This is a genomic window from Exiguobacterium sp. s70 (assembly GCF_018618315.1).
GTDB classification, from domain to species: domain Bacteria; phylum Bacillota; class Bacilli; order Exiguobacteriales; family Exiguobacteriaceae; genus Exiguobacterium; species Exiguobacterium chiriqhucha.
On sequence record NZ_JACSLV010000001.1, the window covers coordinates 837376 to 853916 of the forward strand.

17 protein-coding genes are annotated in these 16541 nt (G+C 53.1%); 3 read left to right on the top strand and 14 right to left on the bottom strand.

From position 1 onward, the window contains the following. Position 1: 1 nt before the first annotated feature. From KNP84_RS04170 to KNP84_RS04195, 6 genes are all read right to left on the bottom strand, one after another. A complete protein-coding gene (locus KNP84_RS04170) occupies positions 2-280 on the bottom strand; it encodes a hypothetical protein (protein ID WP_215114342.1) in 279 nt (92 codons plus the stop codon). A gap of 115 nt (positions 281-395) precedes the next feature. Beyond that, positions 396-1445, bottom strand: coding sequence for a C45 family autoproteolytic acyltransferase/hydrolase (locus KNP84_RS04175; protein WP_215114343.1), 1050 nt, complete (start codon positions 1443-1445; stop codon positions 396-398). 63 nt (positions 1446-1508) lie between these two features. Further along, on the bottom strand, positions 1509-3248 hold the full coding sequence (locus KNP84_RS04180) for a methyl-accepting chemotaxis protein (RefSeq protein WP_215114344.1): 1740 nt from the start codon (positions 3246-3248) through the stop codon (positions 1509-1511). 97 nt (positions 3249-3345) lie between these two features. Further along, complete coding sequence (locus KNP84_RS04185; protein ID WP_021066157.1) at positions 3346-3795, bottom strand: hypothetical protein; 450 nt, start codon at positions 3793-3795, stop codon at positions 3346-3348. 12 nt (positions 3796-3807) lie between these two features. Next, positions 3808-4230, bottom strand: coding sequence for a 3-hydroxyacyl-ACP dehydratase FabZ (gene fabZ, locus KNP84_RS04190; RefSeq protein WP_021066156.1), 423 nt, complete (start codon positions 4228-4230; stop codon positions 3808-3810). A 13-nt stretch (positions 4231-4243) separates the two neighbouring features. Beyond that, positions 4244-4495 carry a DNA-directed RNA polymerase subunit beta gene (locus KNP84_RS04195; RefSeq protein ID WP_029594701.1) on the bottom strand — a complete coding sequence of 84 codons (252 nt, stop codon included), beginning with the start codon at positions 4493-4495 and terminating at the stop codon, positions 4244-4246. Positions 4496-4702: 207 nt separating this feature from the next. On the opposite strand from KNP84_RS04195, the gene mscL reads away from it, so the two are divergent. Continuing rightward, complete coding sequence (gene mscL, locus KNP84_RS04200) at positions 4703-5080, top strand: large-conductance mechanosensitive channel protein MscL (protein ID WP_215114345.1); 378 nt, start codon at positions 4703-4705, stop codon at positions 5078-5080. Positions 5081-5107: 27 nt separating this feature from the next. On the opposite strand, the gene KNP84_RS04205 is transcribed toward mscL, so the two are convergent. The 4 genes from KNP84_RS04205 to KNP84_RS04220 all read right to left on the bottom strand — a co-directional run bounded on the left by KNP84_RS04205 (position 5108) and on the right by KNP84_RS04220 (position 9886). Further along, the gene (locus KNP84_RS04205) at positions 5108-6205 is read right to left on the bottom strand and encodes a glycerate kinase family protein (protein ID WP_251131121.1); all 1098 of its coding nucleotides are present in this window, start codon (positions 6203-6205) and stop codon (positions 5108-5110) included. 64 nt (positions 6206-6269) lie between these two features. Next, positions 6270-7049 carry a flagellar hook-basal body protein gene (locus KNP84_RS04210; RefSeq protein ID WP_215114346.1) on the bottom strand — a complete coding sequence of 260 codons (780 nt, stop codon included), beginning with the start codon at positions 7047-7049 and terminating at the stop codon, positions 6270-6272. Positions 7050-7060: 11 nt separating this feature from the next. Next, positions 7061-7834 (bottom strand): flagellar hook-basal body protein, encoded by a 774-nt coding sequence (locus KNP84_RS04215; RefSeq protein WP_215114347.1) that lies wholly within the window; start codon positions 7832-7834, stop codon positions 7061-7063. A gap of 120 nt (positions 7835-7954) precedes the next feature. Next, a complete protein-coding gene (locus KNP84_RS04220; RefSeq protein WP_215114348.1) occupies positions 7955-9886 on the bottom strand; it encodes a sensor histidine kinase in 1932 nt (643 codons plus the stop codon). Between the two features lie 180 nt (positions 9887-10066). Here KNP84_RS04220 and KNP84_RS04225 point away from each other — a divergent pair, with 180 nt between their 5' ends. After that, on the top strand, positions 10067-11878 hold the full coding sequence (locus tag KNP84_RS04225) for a sensor histidine kinase (RefSeq protein ID WP_215114349.1): 1812 nt from the start codon (positions 10067-10069) through the stop codon (positions 11876-11878). Beyond that, positions 11859-12638, top strand: coding sequence for a response regulator (locus tag KNP84_RS04230; RefSeq protein WP_215114350.1), 780 nt, complete (start codon positions 11859-11861; stop codon positions 12636-12638). The genes KNP84_RS04225 and KNP84_RS04230 overlap by 20 nt, the downstream gene beginning before the upstream one ends. 35 nt (positions 12639-12673) lie before the next feature. Here KNP84_RS04230 and KNP84_RS04235 read toward each other — a convergent pair whose 3' ends face one another. The 4 genes from KNP84_RS04235 to murA all read right to left on the bottom strand — a co-directional run bounded on the left by KNP84_RS04235 (position 12674) and on the right by murA (position 16337). Then, positions 12674-13435 (bottom strand): SDR family oxidoreductase, encoded by a 762-nt coding sequence (locus KNP84_RS04235; protein ID WP_215114351.1) that lies wholly within the window; start codon positions 13433-13435, stop codon positions 12674-12676. Next, a complete protein-coding gene (locus KNP84_RS04240) occupies positions 13436-13870 on the bottom strand; it encodes a DUF4275 family protein (protein ID WP_215114352.1) in 435 nt (144 codons plus the stop codon). Between the two features lie 101 nt (positions 13871-13971). Continuing rightward, entirely contained in the window at positions 13972-14958 is a 987-nt protein-coding gene (gene mreB, locus KNP84_RS04245) for a rod shape-determining protein (RefSeq protein WP_021066145.1), read from the bottom strand. Between the two features lie 77 nt (positions 14959-15035). After that, on the bottom strand, positions 15036-16337 hold the full coding sequence (gene murA, locus KNP84_RS04250; protein WP_021066144.1) for a UDP-N-acetylglucosamine 1-carboxyvinyltransferase: 1302 nt from the start codon (positions 16335-16337) through the stop codon (positions 15036-15038). Between the last annotated feature and the right edge of the window lie 204 nt (positions 16338-16541).

Consider the following 16541-nt stretch of genomic DNA (forward strand, 5'->3'; position numbering starts at 1 on the left):
GTCAACTCCGACTCTTCCGTGTGACCGCTACCCCACCAAAGCCGCTGATGATGGCGATGTAGAAGCCCCAATCGTAGAACCAACCGGTGTTATTCACTTCATAGACGCGATACGTGTCATTGAACAATCCTAAAACGAGTGACACCGGTGCGATCCACCCGTGCCAGACGCCCCAAAAGAAGCCGGCCGGGTCGGTCGTGTACGTCCCGTCGCCCGGCACACAGCCGCCGAGGACGAGCATCAAACTGAGCATGATGGCTAACAATCCGATTCGTTTCATCTGAATCCCTCCTGCTATGAGTATTCCCGGTTTTAAAGAATTCAGTACGGTTTAACGTGCGCCAGACGAACGAAAAACAAGCAGCGACTCATCATGAGCCTCTGCTTGTTTTTCGTTACCGCCACAGTTGGACCGTGTTCGCGAACTCGATGTCGGTCGCGATTTCCCCATCGAGGGCATGTAAATCGAAATCCTTGCCGTCGAGCCACTCCTGAAAATCAAAGATGACCGGGTCGCGGTCGCCACCGAGGGCGAACCACGTCTCGAGCGTCTCCGGGAAATAAGCCGCCGTGTGAATCGTGCCGGCCCAGCTCTTGTACAGCTCCGAGAAGACGCCTTTGTCCGAGTCGTTCATGAGCCGGAACGCACTCTCGGCGTCCTGGACGATATGTTGATACATCTTGATTTCCATCATCCGGCGTGTTGAATCATCAAGATGGTAACGGTTCTCGTGTTGTAGCAACTCGAAATGGTTCGTACAGATATTCGACTCGCGGACGCGAATGTCGCGCGGTGTCGCTTCGATGACACGCGTCTTCGACGACTTGTCGTGGACGACATACGTGAACGAGCCGCGGTGCGGAATCTCTTGAAGCAGATCGACCGCCTCCTCGACTGTGGCGCACGTCTCGAGAATCATTCGGCCAATCATCTGACAGACGAACCCATCCCCCGGGCGCCGCCGGTTGATGAAGTTATAACCCATGGCGAGCCCTTTCTCGTTCATCCCGTCCATCCGGCCGGTGACACGTGAGACGGGACCGATGACGGCGTAACCCTCATCTGGCTGGAACACGTTATAGCGTCCGTCGTACGTCATCGGGTGATAGTCATAGTTACGGACGAGGAAGTTGTCGCCCGTCAAAATCGAACAGCCGCTGATCGGATTATTGACCCGGAAATGACCGAAGTGAAGGAGCGTGTCGGCGAGCGTCAATTCGAGCTCGTCTTGGAGTCCGAGCAGTTCTTCCCAAATCTTCGGGGCGAACCGGTCGAACGCCTGCTTCGCCTCGCGCTCGTCAATCTCAAAGCGCGGGACGCGGAGCTTCCACTGGTCGGTTCGGTTCTCGAGCAGTTTGCTGCGCTTGATGTATTGTCCTTGAAAGCGGCCAAAGTCATAGTGACTGCCGCGGAATTGTGTGAGTTCACTTGAGACGCGTTGCATGAAAAAACCTCCCTTGCGCCTAGTATAACGGACGCAATGGAGGTATGTCTGACTTGAGACTGTTTACAACTTGAACTGTCGGCTCATGCGTTGCATGTCCTCGGCCGTGTGCGACAAATCTTTAACGAGCCGGTTCATCGTCTCGCTCGTCGCCGACATCTGTTCGGTCGAGGCGGCCACTTCCTCGTTACCAGCCGTACTCTCTTCAGAAATCGACGCGATGTCAGAGAGACCACGTTTGATGTCGTCTTGGTTCGTCTTGACGCGTCCGAGCTGCCCTTGCATCGAGTTCGTCAGGCGCTGCATCTCCCGCACGCTCTGTTCAATCTCATTGAAGGCGCGCTTCGTCTCCTCGAGCGTCCGCTTGCCGTCCTCGGCAGCGTGCATGCTGTCCGTGAACGTCTCGCCGAGCGCGATCGAGTTTCGTTTGACGCTGCCAACGATTTCCGAAATCTCACTGACCGACCGCGCAACGCTGTCGGATAACTTGCGAATCTCAGAAGCGACGACGGCGAAGCCTTTTCCATGCTCCCCGGCACGAGCCGCCTCGATGGCCGCGTTCAAGGCGAGCAAGTTCGTCTGCTCAGAGATTTGACGGATCATCGTGACGAGCGCCGTCACTTCGTCCGCCTGTTGCTCGAAGTCCTTCACCTGGCCTTGCGACTCGCGCACTTGCAGATGGATGTTCGTCATCTTGCCGACGGCATCCTCCATAAGTTCAAGTCCTTCTGCCGTCACCCGACTGACGACTTCCGCTTGTTCGCTCACGCCGTTGCCGTCGTGCGCCGTCTGGTCGACGAGTTCCGAAAACTCATTCATGTGTCCGTACAGTTTCATCGTGAGCACGCTCTGATTCTCGACACCGCCCGCGATTTCTTCCATCGTGAACGCGATTTGACGCGAGGCATCGTTCACTTCTTCCGAGATACTCGCCACGTTGCCGCTCTCATCGCGCACCGTCTGAGCGGACGTTTGTAATCCGGAGATCAAGTCGCGGAGCATTTTTGTCATCTGATCCATCGAAGCGGTAAGCCGCTTGATTTCGTCATTCGCTTTCAACTGGATGTTGTCCATCTCACGAGCCGCCGTCGCCAAGTCCCCACTCGCGATATGGGTCGCGACACGTTCGAGCTCCCGGAGCGGACGAAGTTTCCAGCCAAGGTAGCGCCAGATGATGACCGAGGCGATCCCAAGCAAGACGACGAGTCCGATGAGAATCGGCGGCAAGCTCTCTTGCAACACGTCTTCCGTCACCGCTGCGACGTCACTCGCCCCTTTGTCGATTCCAAGTACACCGATGACGTCCCCGCCTTGTTTGATCGGAACGAGCACCGTCATATAGTCCCCGTACTCTGGGTCCTCGACAATCGGTGTCGTGACGGTCCCACCTTCAAACGCCGCTCTCGCGTCCGCAAACGATGTCGCCGTCGTCGGCGTTCCGATATCGACCGCATCAATCGCGCTCATCCCATCGACGATGATTTGAAGCTCTTCGCCGTCGGCTGCGAGTGTGTACACATACATGGCCCCGATTTGCGTCCGATACGTGTCGAGCTGTTCCCGAAACTGCTCGAACCGTTCATCTTTCACAGGGTTCTGTAAAAATGCCGCATACGCTTCTGCGTCGATCGCCTCGCTGATTCGGGCCCCATCCGCCAACAGGACCGCTTGCATCGAGCTCTGTACCGTATGCTTCGTACTGACGTACTGCAACACGCCGAATGTGACGATGAGTAGCGTGATGAATGCCAACATCATCGCCAAAATCCGCGTCTGTAGCGATTGTGGTTTATTTCGTTTCATGTGATTCCCTCCATTCGTCCTTACTGTATGTATCGGACGATTTCCGAAAAAACTGCACAAAAAAACGGATGATTTTCGACAAAAATCATCCGTTCGTTCATTCATTTGTCGAATCTACTACCTCGAGCGGCATCGACACCTCAGCCTCGCCCTCTTCTCCAATATGGAAGAGAGGCAGCGTCTCGGTGACGAATAGATCGGGGTTCAAATCCGCTTGATAGACGTAAGTTCGCACGTCCCCTTCGCGTTCCGCGACGAGTTCACCGAACGGAATCGGGACACGCGTGCCGTCGACTTCATAACTAATGATCGTCGTCGGATCGAGGCGACGGTCTTCGAGCATCCGAATCGTGAACAACATCGTTGAGCTGTTCGTCCGCTCGAGCGAGACCGCAATCGATTCCGATTGGCCGGCTCGCTTGTCGATCATCGCATCATCAACGTCCTGTTCAAACACGACGTTCTCCTCGACCGGATCATCTTGCACTTGTTGGCAACCGACGATGGTCGCCAATCCGAGAATCAAGGCAATCACCAATACGCGCATCTCGTTCTCTCCTCACTTCAAGGCGAAAGTGAGTTCCGCTTCACAAGCAACTTCTCCATCGACTGTCGCCACGGCGCGTCCTTTACCGATCGGTCCGCGCACTTTCAAGATTTCGACCTCGAGGCGCAATTGATCGCCCGGGACAACTTGACGTTTGAAGCGACATCCGTCGATGCCTGCGAAGAACGCGAGCTTGCCGCGGTTCGACTCTTGCTTGAGCATCGCGAACGCGCCTACTTGCGCGAGCGCTTCGACGATCAAGACGCCAGGCATGACGTTATAGTCCGGGAAATGTCCATTGAAGAACTCTTCATTCGCCGTCACATTCTTTAATCCAACGGCCCGTTTGCCTTCTTCGACTTCAAGAATTCGGTCGATGAGCAAGAACGGGTACCGATGCGGGATCACTTCTTTAATCTGTTCAATCGTGTACATGGTTCCACCACCCTTATGATGTTAGCCAAAAATCGGTGATATGGCGCCACGTGTCGATGTTGAACACGTCCTTCCACTCGCCTCCGCCAATCACGCTGTACCCAATGATGGCCCCAATCGCAAGCATCACGAAAGCCAACAGCAGGACAACGATGACGCGTAACAAGATCGGGAAACGTCGATGGTTCGATAATCGCTTCCGCTCCGTCCGCTCTTTGGACTCGGTCTGTTCCGAGCCGTTCTGTTCTTCGTTCGCCACGTCCATACATCCTTTCAGCTGAATTAATCATAACATATTAGTACCTGGTATTAAAACTATTGCATGAGTTCTATATAAGTGTAACGTATCTACCATACGTCGAACAAGCGCCCGGCCTAGGGCAAGGGCGACGCTTCTGTAAAAAATTCCTACCCGCTTCCACCTATGCTGTGCTACCGTAAGAGTATTCATCATTTAGGAGGGTTTATTTTTATGTGGAAAGAGTTTAAAGAGTTTGCAATCAAAGGCAATGTGATCGACCTAGCCGTCGCCTTCATCCTCGGGGCCGCCTTTACGGCCATCGTCACGTCGCTCGTCAACGACATCTTCATGCCGTTCCTCGGCATCCTCATCGGCGGCATCGACTTCTCGACGCTCGCGGTGTCGGTGCTCGGCGTGAACGTGACGTACGGCAACTTCCTGCAAGAAATCGTCAAGTTCTTCCTCGTTGCCTTCGCGTTGTTCATGATGGTCAAAGTATTGAACCGTCTGAAGCGAGAAAAAGCGGTCGAAGAGACACCGGAGCCGGAACTGTCGCGTGAAGAACAGCTCCTTTCGGAGATTCGTGACCTATTAAAAGAACGTTCGTGACCAAAAGACGCCTGAACCGAAGTTGGTTCAGGCGTCTTTGTCGATTAACCGGAACGCTCGGCTGACGGCGTCCGTCAAGAGCGGCGCCGCTTGCTGCATCGCCTCTTCGAGCGTCATCACCCGGCAAACGATTGGGAACACGGCTTCGATGCCGACGTCCGGAACGGCAATCAGTTCCGATTGTCCCGCGAAGACGAGCGTCGGGACCCCGTGTGCATATGCGATTCGGGCCAATCCGTAAGGTGCTTTTCCGTGGAGCGATTGCTCATCGAACCGGCCTTCCCCGGTGATCAACCAGTCGGCCATTTGCAACGTTTCCTCTAGTTTCGACCACCGTACTACCTCGTCAATCCCGCTCCCATATACGGCTCCGAGCTGATAGAGCGCGAAGCCGATCCCGCCGGCCGCGCCCGCCCCCGGTTGTCCCGTCACATCACGCTCGAAGCAACGGGCATACGCGGCGAGCTGTTCGTCATAACGGTCGATGTCCGTTAGCGCCAATCCTTTCTGTGGACCGAATACGGCGGCCGCCCCAGATAGACCGAGTAACGGATTCGTCACATCCGAGGCCATCCGCCACTCGACATGACGCGCTTCCGGTAGGAGTCCGGTCCAATCGACTTGCGCGACGCGCTCGAGTTGATGCGGGAACGAATCAATGACATGCCCTGTCTCATCAAGAAAGCGGACGCCGAGCGCCTCGAGCAAGCCTTTCCCTCCATCGACGGTCGCGCTCCCGCCGAGACCGACCGTGATGCGTGTCGCCCCGCTCTTGAGCGCATGCTTGATTTGCAGACCCGTCCCATAGGAGCTGTATCGCCACGGGTCGAGCACGTCGATGAGGGTGAGGCCAGACGCCTCGGCGACTTCAATCACCGCCTCGCGCGTTCGTTCCGACCAGCCATACCGGGCTTGCCGCACCGTCCCGTCAAGCGACATCACGTCTTGCGTAACCACCTCGGCCTGCGGGTGCGTCAAGAGCCACGCGTCCAAAAAACCTTCGCCGCCGTCTGAGATCGGCACCTCGACGACGTCATGCCCAGCGAGCGCTGCGCGCACCGCCCGATTGGCTTCCACGCTCGTGAGTGACCCTTTGAACGAATCCATCGCCACGACAATTCGCATGTCCATCCCTCCTCGTATTCAGTGTAACGCAAAAACCGCTCTTCCGAGGAAGAACGGTCCGTGTTTAACGAAGCGACGTGACGAGTCCCATCATCTGGTCACTCATCGACAACGCCCGTGAATTCATCTGGTAGGCACGTTGCGTGATCGTCATGTCGGTCATCTCTTTCGTCAAATCGACGTTTGACGATTCGAGCGTCCCTTCAATCAACAGATTGCCGAGCGGACGGTCAACGTCCGTCGCCAAGTCAGCCGCATAGACATTGTTGCCGAGCGGTTGGAGCGCTGACGTGTTACGCACCTCGACGATATCGAGACGGCCGAACTCTTGCTCGACACCGTTCACGCTGGCGACGACCATCCCATCTTGCCGGACACGATGCGCCGTCGCCTCGTTTGGCATGACGATCGGATTCCCGTCCGCACCAAGGAGGGCGTTCCCGTTCACATCGACGAGTGTCGTCGTGTCACCGACCGATAGCTGCATATTCCCGCTCCGAGTCAGTCCGACACCGTTCTCCGTCTCGACGGCGAAGAACTGGCGGCTCGCTTTTAAGAACACATCAAGGCCACGGTCCGTTTTGCGAATCTGGCCGATATTGAACTGTTGGCTAATATCGGCGACGTGACCGCCAACGCCGATACGAATCCCGTTCGGCGTATCGCGCCCGACCTCGAGCTCGGCGCGTGGTTGATTGTCGTACGCCTGGGACAAGAGCGAGGCGAAGTGGGTCTGTTCCCGCTTATAGCCGGCCGTGTCAACGTTGGCAATGTTGTGACCGGTCACATCGAGCTGGCGCTGAAGCTGCGTGAGCGACGACACCGAGTTATAAATCGATTGCATGGGCTTCCTCCTTAACGAATCCGAGCGATTTCAATCGCCCGCTCGGCACTCTTGTCATACGCTTGGACAACTTTTTGGTTCGCCTCGAATTGACGGTACGTCGTCATCAAATCGGCCATCGTCCGATCGAGATCGACGTTTGCCTCTTCGATAAATCCTTGTTGGAACTGAACGTTCGCAGCAGGCGGTGCGTCTCCATTGACCCGATAGTCGTTCCCGACTTGCTCGAGTGTCGCCAAGTCATCGATTTGGACGGCACCGAGCGTCGCCACGTTCTGCCCAAGTGACGTGATTTGTCCGTCACCTGACAACGTGAACTCACTTGACGGCAATTGAATCCGTTCGCCGGCGTCTGAGAGGATATACCCGCCATCTGCCGAACGCAAGAAGCGTTCTTCATCGACCGCGAAGCGTCCGTTCGTCGTATAGAGCGTCTCACCGTTCTGTTCGACGGCGAACATAGCGGCACCCGTCGCGTCAGCCGGTACCTTCATATATACGTCGGTCGGGCTGCCCGTCTCTGAGATACTGCCCGTCGAGAAGCGCGGCATCGTCTCTTGCAGATACACACCCGTCGACAACGTGCCTACCTCGCCTTGGACGCGTGAACCCGAATTCCCCGGGTGGCTCACTTGAGCGAGCAACATTTCAGGGAACGAGCGAACGACGCCGTTCGACGCCTTGAATCCAGGCGTCCGGACGTTACCAAGGTTGTTGCTTAAAATCTCTTGTTGACGTTGGAGCACGTTCATCGCGCCCGCCGCCGTATATAATCCACGTAACATGGTTCGTCTTCCTTTCATCGTTCAAAGTCTTCACTTTCTATATCGTACCAAAGGAACGTTTCGTTCACCGTTTTTTAAAAAAAATCAAAAAAACCACTTCTCAATATGAAGTGGTTTTCGTTAATCGACAATCGGAAGTTCGACCGTCATGGTCGTCCCGTTCCCAAGCTCAGAACTAACGCTAATCGTCCCGCCGTGAGATTCGATAATCTCCTTACAGATGGCAAGTCCAAGGCCGGTGCCTCCAATATTGCGACTCTGCTCGTTCTGAACACGGTAGAACTTCTCAAATAATCGTTCGGCATCTACGGGTGCCACACCCATGCCTTCGTCTTCGATGGCGATCCGGATGACATCGTCATCGCACGAGACGTTAACGGCGATGTTCCCACCGTCGGGTGAATATTTAATAGCGTTATTCAGAATGTTCGAGAACACTTGACGTAATTGCGCCGGGTCTCCGGAAATGCGAATCGTCTCATCACAATCGAAATGGAACGCATGCAATTCGGTTGAACCGGCATGAATCTCAAGGACATCAGACAATAGTTCGAACAGATTCTCTACTTTGAAGTCTTGTTCCGTCTTACCGGCTTCCATCTTCTGGACATCTAGTAGATTACTGACGAGCCGCTCAAGACGGGTCGTCTCGCTATGAATCATACTCAAGTAACGTTTCCGCTTCTCTTCGTCGACGTGTCGATGTTCAAGTAATTCAGTAAAACCAAGAATCGATGTGAGCGGGGTTCGAAGTTCGTGAGAGACCGTCGCGACGAGTTCCGTCTTCAAGCGGTCAATCTCAATCTCTTTCGTAATATCCCGCGACACAAACATCACGCCGAAACGTTCGTCCTGCAGTTCAATCGGTTCGGCGTACATCCGTATGATACGTCTTCCCCCTTGCATCGAGTACGTAAACGTCTCATCGAATATCCCACAATTTTTGGCCCGGTGCGTGAAGCGATTGAGTCCGTCTTGATCATCGATTTGGTCCATGAACGGTTTGTAAAACGCGTCAATCGGATATAAGCTTTGACGGTCCCCGAACGGGAACGGTTGGTCATACAAATCGAACAGAGCCTCGTTCGCAAAGCGTTGATTCGTGTCGACTTCTACAAAGACAATCGCGTCGCGCATCGTATGGAGAATCCGGGCCGTCTTCTCGCGTTCTTTCTCGAGTTCATCATGTTGATGAATCAATGAGCTCGACATCTCCGTGAATGATTTCGACAGTTGACCGACTTCATTTTTCATTGGCTCAATCGGAATAAGCGTGGCGTGCGGGTCGACGGCAAGCCTCTCACTGTTCGTGATGAGCGCCTCAAGCTGTTTCGTCAACCGCACAATGTATGGTTGTAAGCTGACGAATAGGATGAATAATGCGCCAAGTAGAATGAGTAGCCAGATCCACTGGGCTTTTGCGAGTTGTTCCGATAACTGCTCACGCAGTCCCGTCTCTTGAAAGTCGAGTTCTGAGCGATAGTCTGTGAATACCGACTCCATATCAACGATACTTGCACTCATATCAGCCGCACTATTCGAATTAAATTTGAATCGTGTTTGATTTGATGACGCATTCTTGGGCATAAGTTGACCAACGGTTGCCATCTGTAAAAACGGCTCATCCACCTCACCATTAGATTTGGCAACGACATAACGCTCGAGGCTAGGCATGACCCGTGTCGTATAGATGGTGAACAAGAGACGCGCATCTTCCGCGAACGTCGTCTCTTCTTTAGTCTCCGCATTCTGTTCGAACCAGCTCGTCTGGTCGTCGATGCGAGTTTGGGCTCGTTTCACTTCAGCCAACAATGCCTCTTCCCCTAGCAAGACGTGACCGCGCATCTCATATTGCATCGACTGCCACGTCTCGAATAAGTCGGTCGCCCGTGAGCGCTGTTCACTGATGCGTTCGAGTTCGACCGTCGTTTCTCGGATTGCCTGCTGGGTATAAAAATATGTGCCGAGTGACGTCAACGTGATTAACGCGATTAATACATAAAACACGGTGAGCACTTGGCGGCTAATTCGTTGTTCAATCCAGCGTTTCATATGTTGCCTTCTTTCATATCGGTGATTGATCAGCTTGTCAATTCAGTATGTTCGGCTATTCAAAAAAGTCAGTTTCGTGTACGATAAGAAAACGTTGGTTACTTTTAATTGTGACCGATTAGTGTCAGTATATCGTTCGTTTCTCACAAGAAACTCACAAATCACGAAGGGAATATGCAGATGACCCCTAAATCGATTGGGCTGGTCGTATTGATGATTTTCTTTGCATTCGCAGGCGGGTTCGCCTTGACGCGAGGACAAACTATCGACGATTCAGTCACCGTCACGCAAGGAACGGCAAATTTGACCGATTCTCGTGTGACCGAACACATCATGCGTCTGGATGGGACATGGCGCTTCCAATCGAGTTTTCTCGATCAAGTCGACCGTGAATCCTATCGAAGAATCCCGCATGTGACACCACACAAAACAGCAACCTACGAGGCTGACATAAGCCTACCTCCGGGACAATATGCACTACGCGTCCCGCGTAACCACCCACATGTCAATCTCCTCATTGATGGAAAAAACGTCTCGCCCGTCTATGCATCGACAGATGAAGATCCTCGGCATGCCTACCTCGTTCTCCTTGATACGCATACCCCGACGTTTCGTTTAACGATTCAAACAGCCGAGACGGAGGAACTCGCAACTGGCGTTTCCGACAGTTTACTCATCGGCCCGACGAGCAATATGATGACGTATCATAATAAATATTTCAGTTATGAGTTTGTCATCATTCTCATTTCGCTACTCATTTTCTCGTTCTATGCGATTGTTTGGCTATTTCATCGCAAAGAGGCACTTTATTTGTATGGGGCTGCTTTCTTTTTCCTTGTCAGTATTTCACTGTTGACGAGCGATCAAATGATTGTCTTCGAACTTATCCCACTGATGACCTATGTCTTTGCCCATAAATTGAATTTGATTACAGCGTTCTTAAGCATTGCCATGCTCATTAACTTTGCGCTCCAGCTCGAACGTGTCCCATTCCGTCACTTTTTGAAGTACGTGTCGTATCCGTTTTATGCACTTAGCCTAATTGCCTTGGTGCTACCTTATACCGCACATACCATGTTTGATCAGTTTGCATGGCTTTACGTGTTGTTCATCACGTTCTTTTGGACCGGTCTGAACATCAACTGGTTGTTCGAGCGTAAAGATAACGGCTATCCGTTTGAATTTTTAGTATTCACAGTGGCACTCGTTATCGGATACATCGGTCAGTTGTTGAACGCTTTGATTGATCACCCGAATCAGGAACTGTATACGAGCGTCATGTCACTCATTTATTTCTTGCTCATGTTCACGTTACTTCCGATTCACTTATCGACCGATAAGCGACAAAAACGGGAAGTTCAAACATTCGCGAACCAAAGTGAAATCTCATTTTTCAACGCCCAAATCAAACCACACTTCCTATACAACACGTTTGGGAACGTAATCGCGCTCTGTTATACGGCACCGACCGAGGCAGCACGGTTACTCAGTCACTTGAGCACGTACGTCCGCTTCATCTTTGAGAACGGCCGCACTGAGAATGATATTTCTCTTGGTCAAGAGCTTGAGGTCATTGATTCGTATCTAATGATTGAGCAAACTCGCTTCAATGACGCCTTCACCATTACGAAGGATATCGATGAATCTGTGCTCAACGCTTCAATCCCTCCTCTTTTATTGCAACCACTCGTCGAGAACGCGGTTCAACACGGGTTGATGAAACAAGAAGGTGTGAAGCGGCTCATGTTATCGGTCCAGGCATCGGACGATTCAATCGATATACGGATTGCCGACAACGGCATCGGTTTCGATCCAACACCGCATTTGAAACAGTCAAATGGAATCGGTATCCCGAATGTCAGAAATCGGATCGGTTTCTTGCCAGGTGCCACGTTTAAATTAAATTCTGAGCCTGGGGTCGGTACGCATGTGCATATTCGACTTCCAAAACGAGAAAGGATGAATTCGCAACATGCGCACGATTTTGATTGAAGATGAGCACCATATTTTGAGGATGATGGAGCGCCTCATCCAAGCCGAACCGAACTTAAAATGGATGGGCTCGTTCCACGATCCGTTCCAAGCGCTTGATTTTTTAGCAGATCAACAAATCGATCTTGTCTTTCTCGATATCGAGATGCCACAGATGAGCGGCCTTGATTTTGCCAAACGTTTACCCGAAACAACGCAAGTCGTCTTTACGACGGCACACAGCCAATATGCGGTCGAAGCGTTCAACTTACAGGCAACACACTACCTGCTTAAACCAATCACCGAACAGATGATTCACGACCTGATCCCGCGCGTCTCGAAGCGATACGCGGAGACACTATCGACCGAGCATCACCGGACGTGTACGATTCAATGTCTCGACCACTTCTCAGTCAAGACACAAGACGGCGACCTCGTCAAATGGCCGACGCAAAAGACCGAGGAACTGTTCGCCTACTTGATTTTCCACCGCGATAAAGTCGTCAACAAATGGCTCATTGCCGAGACACTTTATCCGGATATCGACGAGCCGCAGCGTGCACTCCATAACGTCTATAACCTCATCTATCGGTTGAAAAAGACGCTCGCCGAGTATGATTTGAGCATCACGGTTCAGACGATTAACAACGGCTACTCGCTTCATTTGGATGACGCCTGTCTTTGCGATTACCATGATTGGTTAGATGCAAAAGAAAAGCCGTTCCCGCAAACGGAATTGTCCACTCGACTCTTTGTCGACAAAGATTATACATGGCATTAAAAAGAGCTTCTCCCTTGAATTGGGAGAAGCTCTTTTTAGCGTCCGACGAAGCCACCGTCGACGTGAAGATGTTGCCCATTGACCCAGGCCCCGTCCGACCCCATGAGGAACGCGATATAGCGGGCCGTGTCCTCGGGTGTCCCGACACGTCCATGTGGGAATAGCGGTACGAGTTGTTGACGAAGCGCGTCATCAATCCAACCCGAATCGGTCGGGCCCGGGTCGAGCGCGTTCACGGAGATTCCATACTGACCTGCCCCATTGGCCAGTGCCGGCGTGATGGCGATCAACATGCCTTTCGTGGCGATATAGGCCAAATTGGATGCATCCGCTCCCCCGGACACCATGAACAGGATGCGTCCGTCCGTATGCCCAGCCTGTTTGTATCGCTCGATGAAGGCGAACGTCAGACCGAGCGTCCCTTCATTGTTGACGAGATAATGCCGGCGAAGTGTCTCGGTCGTGAACGTATCGACGCTCACGTGCCGTTCATACGTCGCGTTGTTGATGAGACGGCTCGGAGTACCGAGCGCCGCTTCGACGCGGTTGAGTAGCCCTTCTGCGTCTCCAGACGCCAAATCATACGCTTCGTGTGCGACACGGGCCCCTGATGCCCGTAATTCGTCGACGAAGCCGTCGATGAAGTCCGGTTCCGCTCCGACGCCTTCCGTGCCGTCAAACGGGCTCCAATGCGTGAGATACAAGTCATGGCCTGACGTAGCGAGTTTTCGCGCGATGGCTGCCCCGATGCCTTGCGTCCGGCTGACGCCGGTAATGAGTGTGAGTGGTCGTGTCATTTAATGATCCCCTTTAGTCCTTAATTTGGTGAAAAAATACGGCCCCCAGTCCGCTTCGTGCGGGATGACATACGTCCACGTGTAAGCCGGGTCGACGATATAGATGTCCGCATAGTCCATGGTTTCGACAATCAACTCTTTCCTGGCAAGTGGTTGCGCTTGCGTCAAATCGAGCTCGAGCACATCGTTCGAGTGTTGAAAAAAGAGCATCGCTTTCCACTTCCCGGCCCGTTCGAACGCATGCTCAGCAGCCGTTCCGACGAGACAGCCGTCAGTTTCTGCCCCAATATCCTCCCATAGATAAGGGGAAAGCCGTGTCCGCTGTTCCAATCGGATGAAGTGCGCCACCCATGTCTGACGCGCTTCCTCACCTCGGTCTTCAACCTCCGTGACCTCGACTCCTTTCGCCGTCAATCGCTCAATCAATGGATTCATCTGTAGCCCTCCCTCCCTTAGTCTATCCATTTCCAGGAAATTCGGACAGTGTTGAACGCAAAAAAGCACGACGTCTACTGACGCCGTGCCTTTAGATGATCTTACTTCAAACGATCCAAGTGCTCGAGCATGATGCCCGTGCCGTGCGCGACGCTGAGCGTCGGCTCTTCGGCAATCATGACCGGCAATCCGACACGCTCGGCGACGAGCTGGTCGATCCCGTGGAGGAGCGAGCCGCCACCTGTCATGATGATGCCGCGGTCGATGATATCGGCCGCAAGTTCCGGAGGCGTCTGTTCGAGGACGCGCTTCGTTGCTTCGACGATCTCATTTGCCGATTCGGCCATCGCTTCACGGAGTTCTTCCGACGTGATGGTTACTGTACGCGGAAGCCCACGCACCATGTCACGACCTCGGATATCCATCGTCTCGTTACGTCCGCCTGGGAAGACCGTCGCAATCTCTTTCTTGATTTGCTCGGCCGTCCGCTCACCGATGACGAGCTTATGCTTGTCTTTGATGGCGCGGAGGATGTCCGTATCGAACCGGTCCCCGGCGATTTTAATCGTTTCGCCGCAGACGATATCGCCCATCGAGAGGATGGCAACGTCTGTCGTCCCGCCACCGATGTCGACAATCATATGACCGACCGGCTTCCAGATGTCCATGCCCGAACCGACGGCTGCTGCTTTCGGTTCTACGGCGAGGAAGACCTCTTTCGCGCCGGCCTTCTCGGCCGCCTCACGGATGGCTTTCGCTTCGACCGGTGTCACATTCGCCGGCGTACAGATGAGCATGCGGATGCCGCCAAAGAAACCGCGGACTTGAATCTTCTCGACGAAGTGACGAAGCATCTCTTCGGTTGTCGCGAAGTCGGCGATGACACCGTCACGGAGTGGACGGATGGCGACGATGTCACCAGGTGTACGTCCGACCATCTGATACGCTTCTGTCCCGACAGCGAGTACTTTCCCTGTCGAACGTTTAATGGCAACGACCGATGGCTCGTCGAGGACGATGCCTCGACCTTTGACGTGGATGACGACGTTTGCTGTTCCTAAATCAATCCCGATATCTTTTGAAAACATGGTGTGTAGGTTCCTCCGTTCATTACTTCATTGAAAAGAGCGAGAAGAGTCTCTCCTCGCTCCTATGAGTCTATTAATTAGTTCTTAACCATTTCTTCGGCAACTTCGACGTTCCCTTGGATGCGCTCGATGTCAGCACCGAGAGCTTGCAATTTCTTGTGGAAGTCAACGTAGCCACGGTCGATGTGGTAGAGATCGCCCACGCGTGTCTCTTCGTCCGCGATGAGTCCAGCGAGGACGAGAGCAGCACCGGCACGAAGGTCAGTCGATACGACTTCAGCACCTTGGAGGCGAACGCCACCTTTGATGATGGCCGAACGGCCTTCGATTTTGATGTCTGCGTTCATGCGGCGGAACTCTTCCACGTGCATGAAGCGATTCTCAAACACTGTTTCGGTGATGACCGATGTGCCGCCTGCTTTCAAGACGAGCGCCATCATTTGGGCTTGGATGTCTGTCGGGAAACCAGGGTGTGGCATCGTCTTCACGTCGACCGGCTTCAACTCATCCGGTGCGATGACACGCATGCCTTCTGCTGTATCCTCGAACTTGACGCCCATTTCTTCCATCTTCGAGATGAGCGGACGAAGGTGCTCGCGCTCAGCGCCGATGACTTCGATGTCGCCGCCTGTGATGGCTCCTGCGACGAGGAACGTACCGGCTTCGATGCGGTCAGGAATGATTGAATGCTCAGCGCCATGAAGCTTATCGACACCTTCGATGCGAATCGTTTCTGTACCGGCACCGCGCACGTGTGCGCCCATACCGTTCAAGAAGTTGGCGAGGTCAACGATTTCAGGCTCTTTGGCGACGTTCTCGATGATCGTCGTGCCTTCCGCGAGGACGGCAGCCATCATGATGTTCTCTGTCGCGCCGACAGATGGGAAGTCCAAGTAGATCTTCGCACCTTTCAAGCGACCGTCAACTGAAGCTTCAACGAAACCGTTGCCAATGACCGTCTTCGCACCCATCGCCTCGAAGCCTTTTAAGTGGAGGTCAATCGGACGTGAGCCGATCGAGCATCCGCCTGGCATCGCAACACGTGCGTGACCAAGGCGAGCGAGAAGAGGACCCATGACGAGGATTGAAGCACGCATCTTACGGACGTACTCAAGTGGCGCCTCGTCTTTGATTGTGCCCGACGCATCGACAGTGACTTCATTACTCGCTTCGTCAAATGAAACCTCTGCACCGAGGTGGCGAAGCACTTTGTTAATCGTGTACACATCAGCGAGGCGTGGCACGTTTTGAAGTACCGACTTTCCTTCACCTGCTAATAGAGTGGCAACCAATGTTTTGAGTACGGCGTTTTTAGCTCCTTCAACACGCACAGTACCTGACAATTTACGTCCTCCACGGACTACAATCAAATCCTTCATATCTCTCTTTGTCCTCCAACTTCGTTGATTTTTTGTTTTATACGTCGATATCCGTTACCGGATGTGGTTGTGTCGATTACTATGATGGTTTGTATTACGTGACGCTTCATCAGAGAGAAAAATAATAATAAAAGCAACCATAAAATTCTGATGAAAAATTTCGTCATGTCAGACGAATTTATCCTATCACGATAAACATATACG

What these genes read in the sequence shown, in the direction of transcription:
- KNP84_RS04175 (WP_215114343.1), bottom strand. Translation starts at nt 1,445, where the DNA reads ATGCAACGCGTCTCAAGTGAACTCACACAATTCCGCGGCAGTCACTAT.
- fabZ (WP_021066156.1), bottom strand. Translation starts at nt 4,230, where the DNA reads ATGTACACGATTGAACAGATTAAAGAAGTGATCCCGCATCGGTACCCG.
- mscL (WP_215114345.1), top strand. Translation starts at nt 4,703, where the DNA reads ATGTGGAAAGAGTTTAAAGAGTTTGCAATCAAAGGCAATGTGATCGAC.
- KNP84_RS04215 (WP_215114347.1), bottom strand. Translation starts at nt 7,834, where the DNA reads ATGTTACGTGGATTATATACGGCGGCGGGCGCGATGAACGTGCTCCAA.
- KNP84_RS04170 (WP_215114342.1), bottom strand. Translation starts at nt 280, where the DNA reads ATGAAACGAATCGGATTGTTAGCCATCATGCTCAGTTTGATGCTCGTC.
- KNP84_RS04225 (WP_215114349.1), top strand. Translation starts at nt 10,067, where the DNA reads ATGACCCCTAAATCGATTGGGCTGGTCGTATTGATGATTTTCTTTGCA.
- KNP84_RS04210 (WP_215114346.1), bottom strand. Translation starts at nt 7,049, where the DNA reads ATGCAATCGATTTATAACTCGGTGTCGTCGCTCACGCAGCTTCAGCGC.
- KNP84_RS04230 (WP_215114350.1), top strand. Translation starts at nt 11,859, where the DNA reads ATGCGCACGATTTTGATTGAAGATGAGCACCATATTTTGAGGATGATG.
- KNP84_RS04240 (WP_215114352.1), bottom strand. Translation starts at nt 13,870, where the DNA reads ATGAATCCATTGATTGAGCGATTGACGGCGAAAGGAGTCGAGGTCACG.
- murA (WP_021066144.1), bottom strand. Translation starts at nt 16,337, where the DNA reads ATGAAGGATTTGATTGTAGTCCGTGGAGGACGTAAATTGTCAGGTACT.
- KNP84_RS04195 (WP_029594701.1), bottom strand. Translation starts at nt 4,495, where the DNA reads ATGGACGTGGCGAACGAAGAACAGAACGGCTCGGAACAGACCGAGTCC.
- KNP84_RS04235 (WP_215114351.1), bottom strand. Translation starts at nt 13,435, where the DNA reads ATGACACGACCACTCACACTCATTACCGGCGTCAGCCGGACGCAAGGC.
- KNP84_RS04180 (WP_215114344.1), bottom strand. Translation starts at nt 3,248, where the DNA reads ATGAAACGAAATAAACCACAATCGCTACAGACGCGGATTTTGGCGATG.
- mreB (WP_021066145.1), bottom strand. Translation starts at nt 14,958, where the DNA reads ATGTTTTCAAAAGATATCGGGATTGATTTAGGAACAGCAAACGTCGTC.
- KNP84_RS04205 (WP_251131121.1), bottom strand. Translation starts at nt 6,205, where the DNA reads ATGCGAATTGTCGTGGCGATGGATTCGTTCAAAGGGTCACTCACGAGC.
- KNP84_RS04220 (WP_215114348.1), bottom strand. Translation starts at nt 9,886, where the DNA reads ATGAAACGCTGGATTGAACAACGAATTAGCCGCCAAGTGCTCACCGTG.
- KNP84_RS04185 (WP_021066157.1), bottom strand. Translation starts at nt 3,795, where the DNA reads ATGCGCGTATTGGTGATTGCCTTGATTCTCGGATTGGCGACCATCGTC.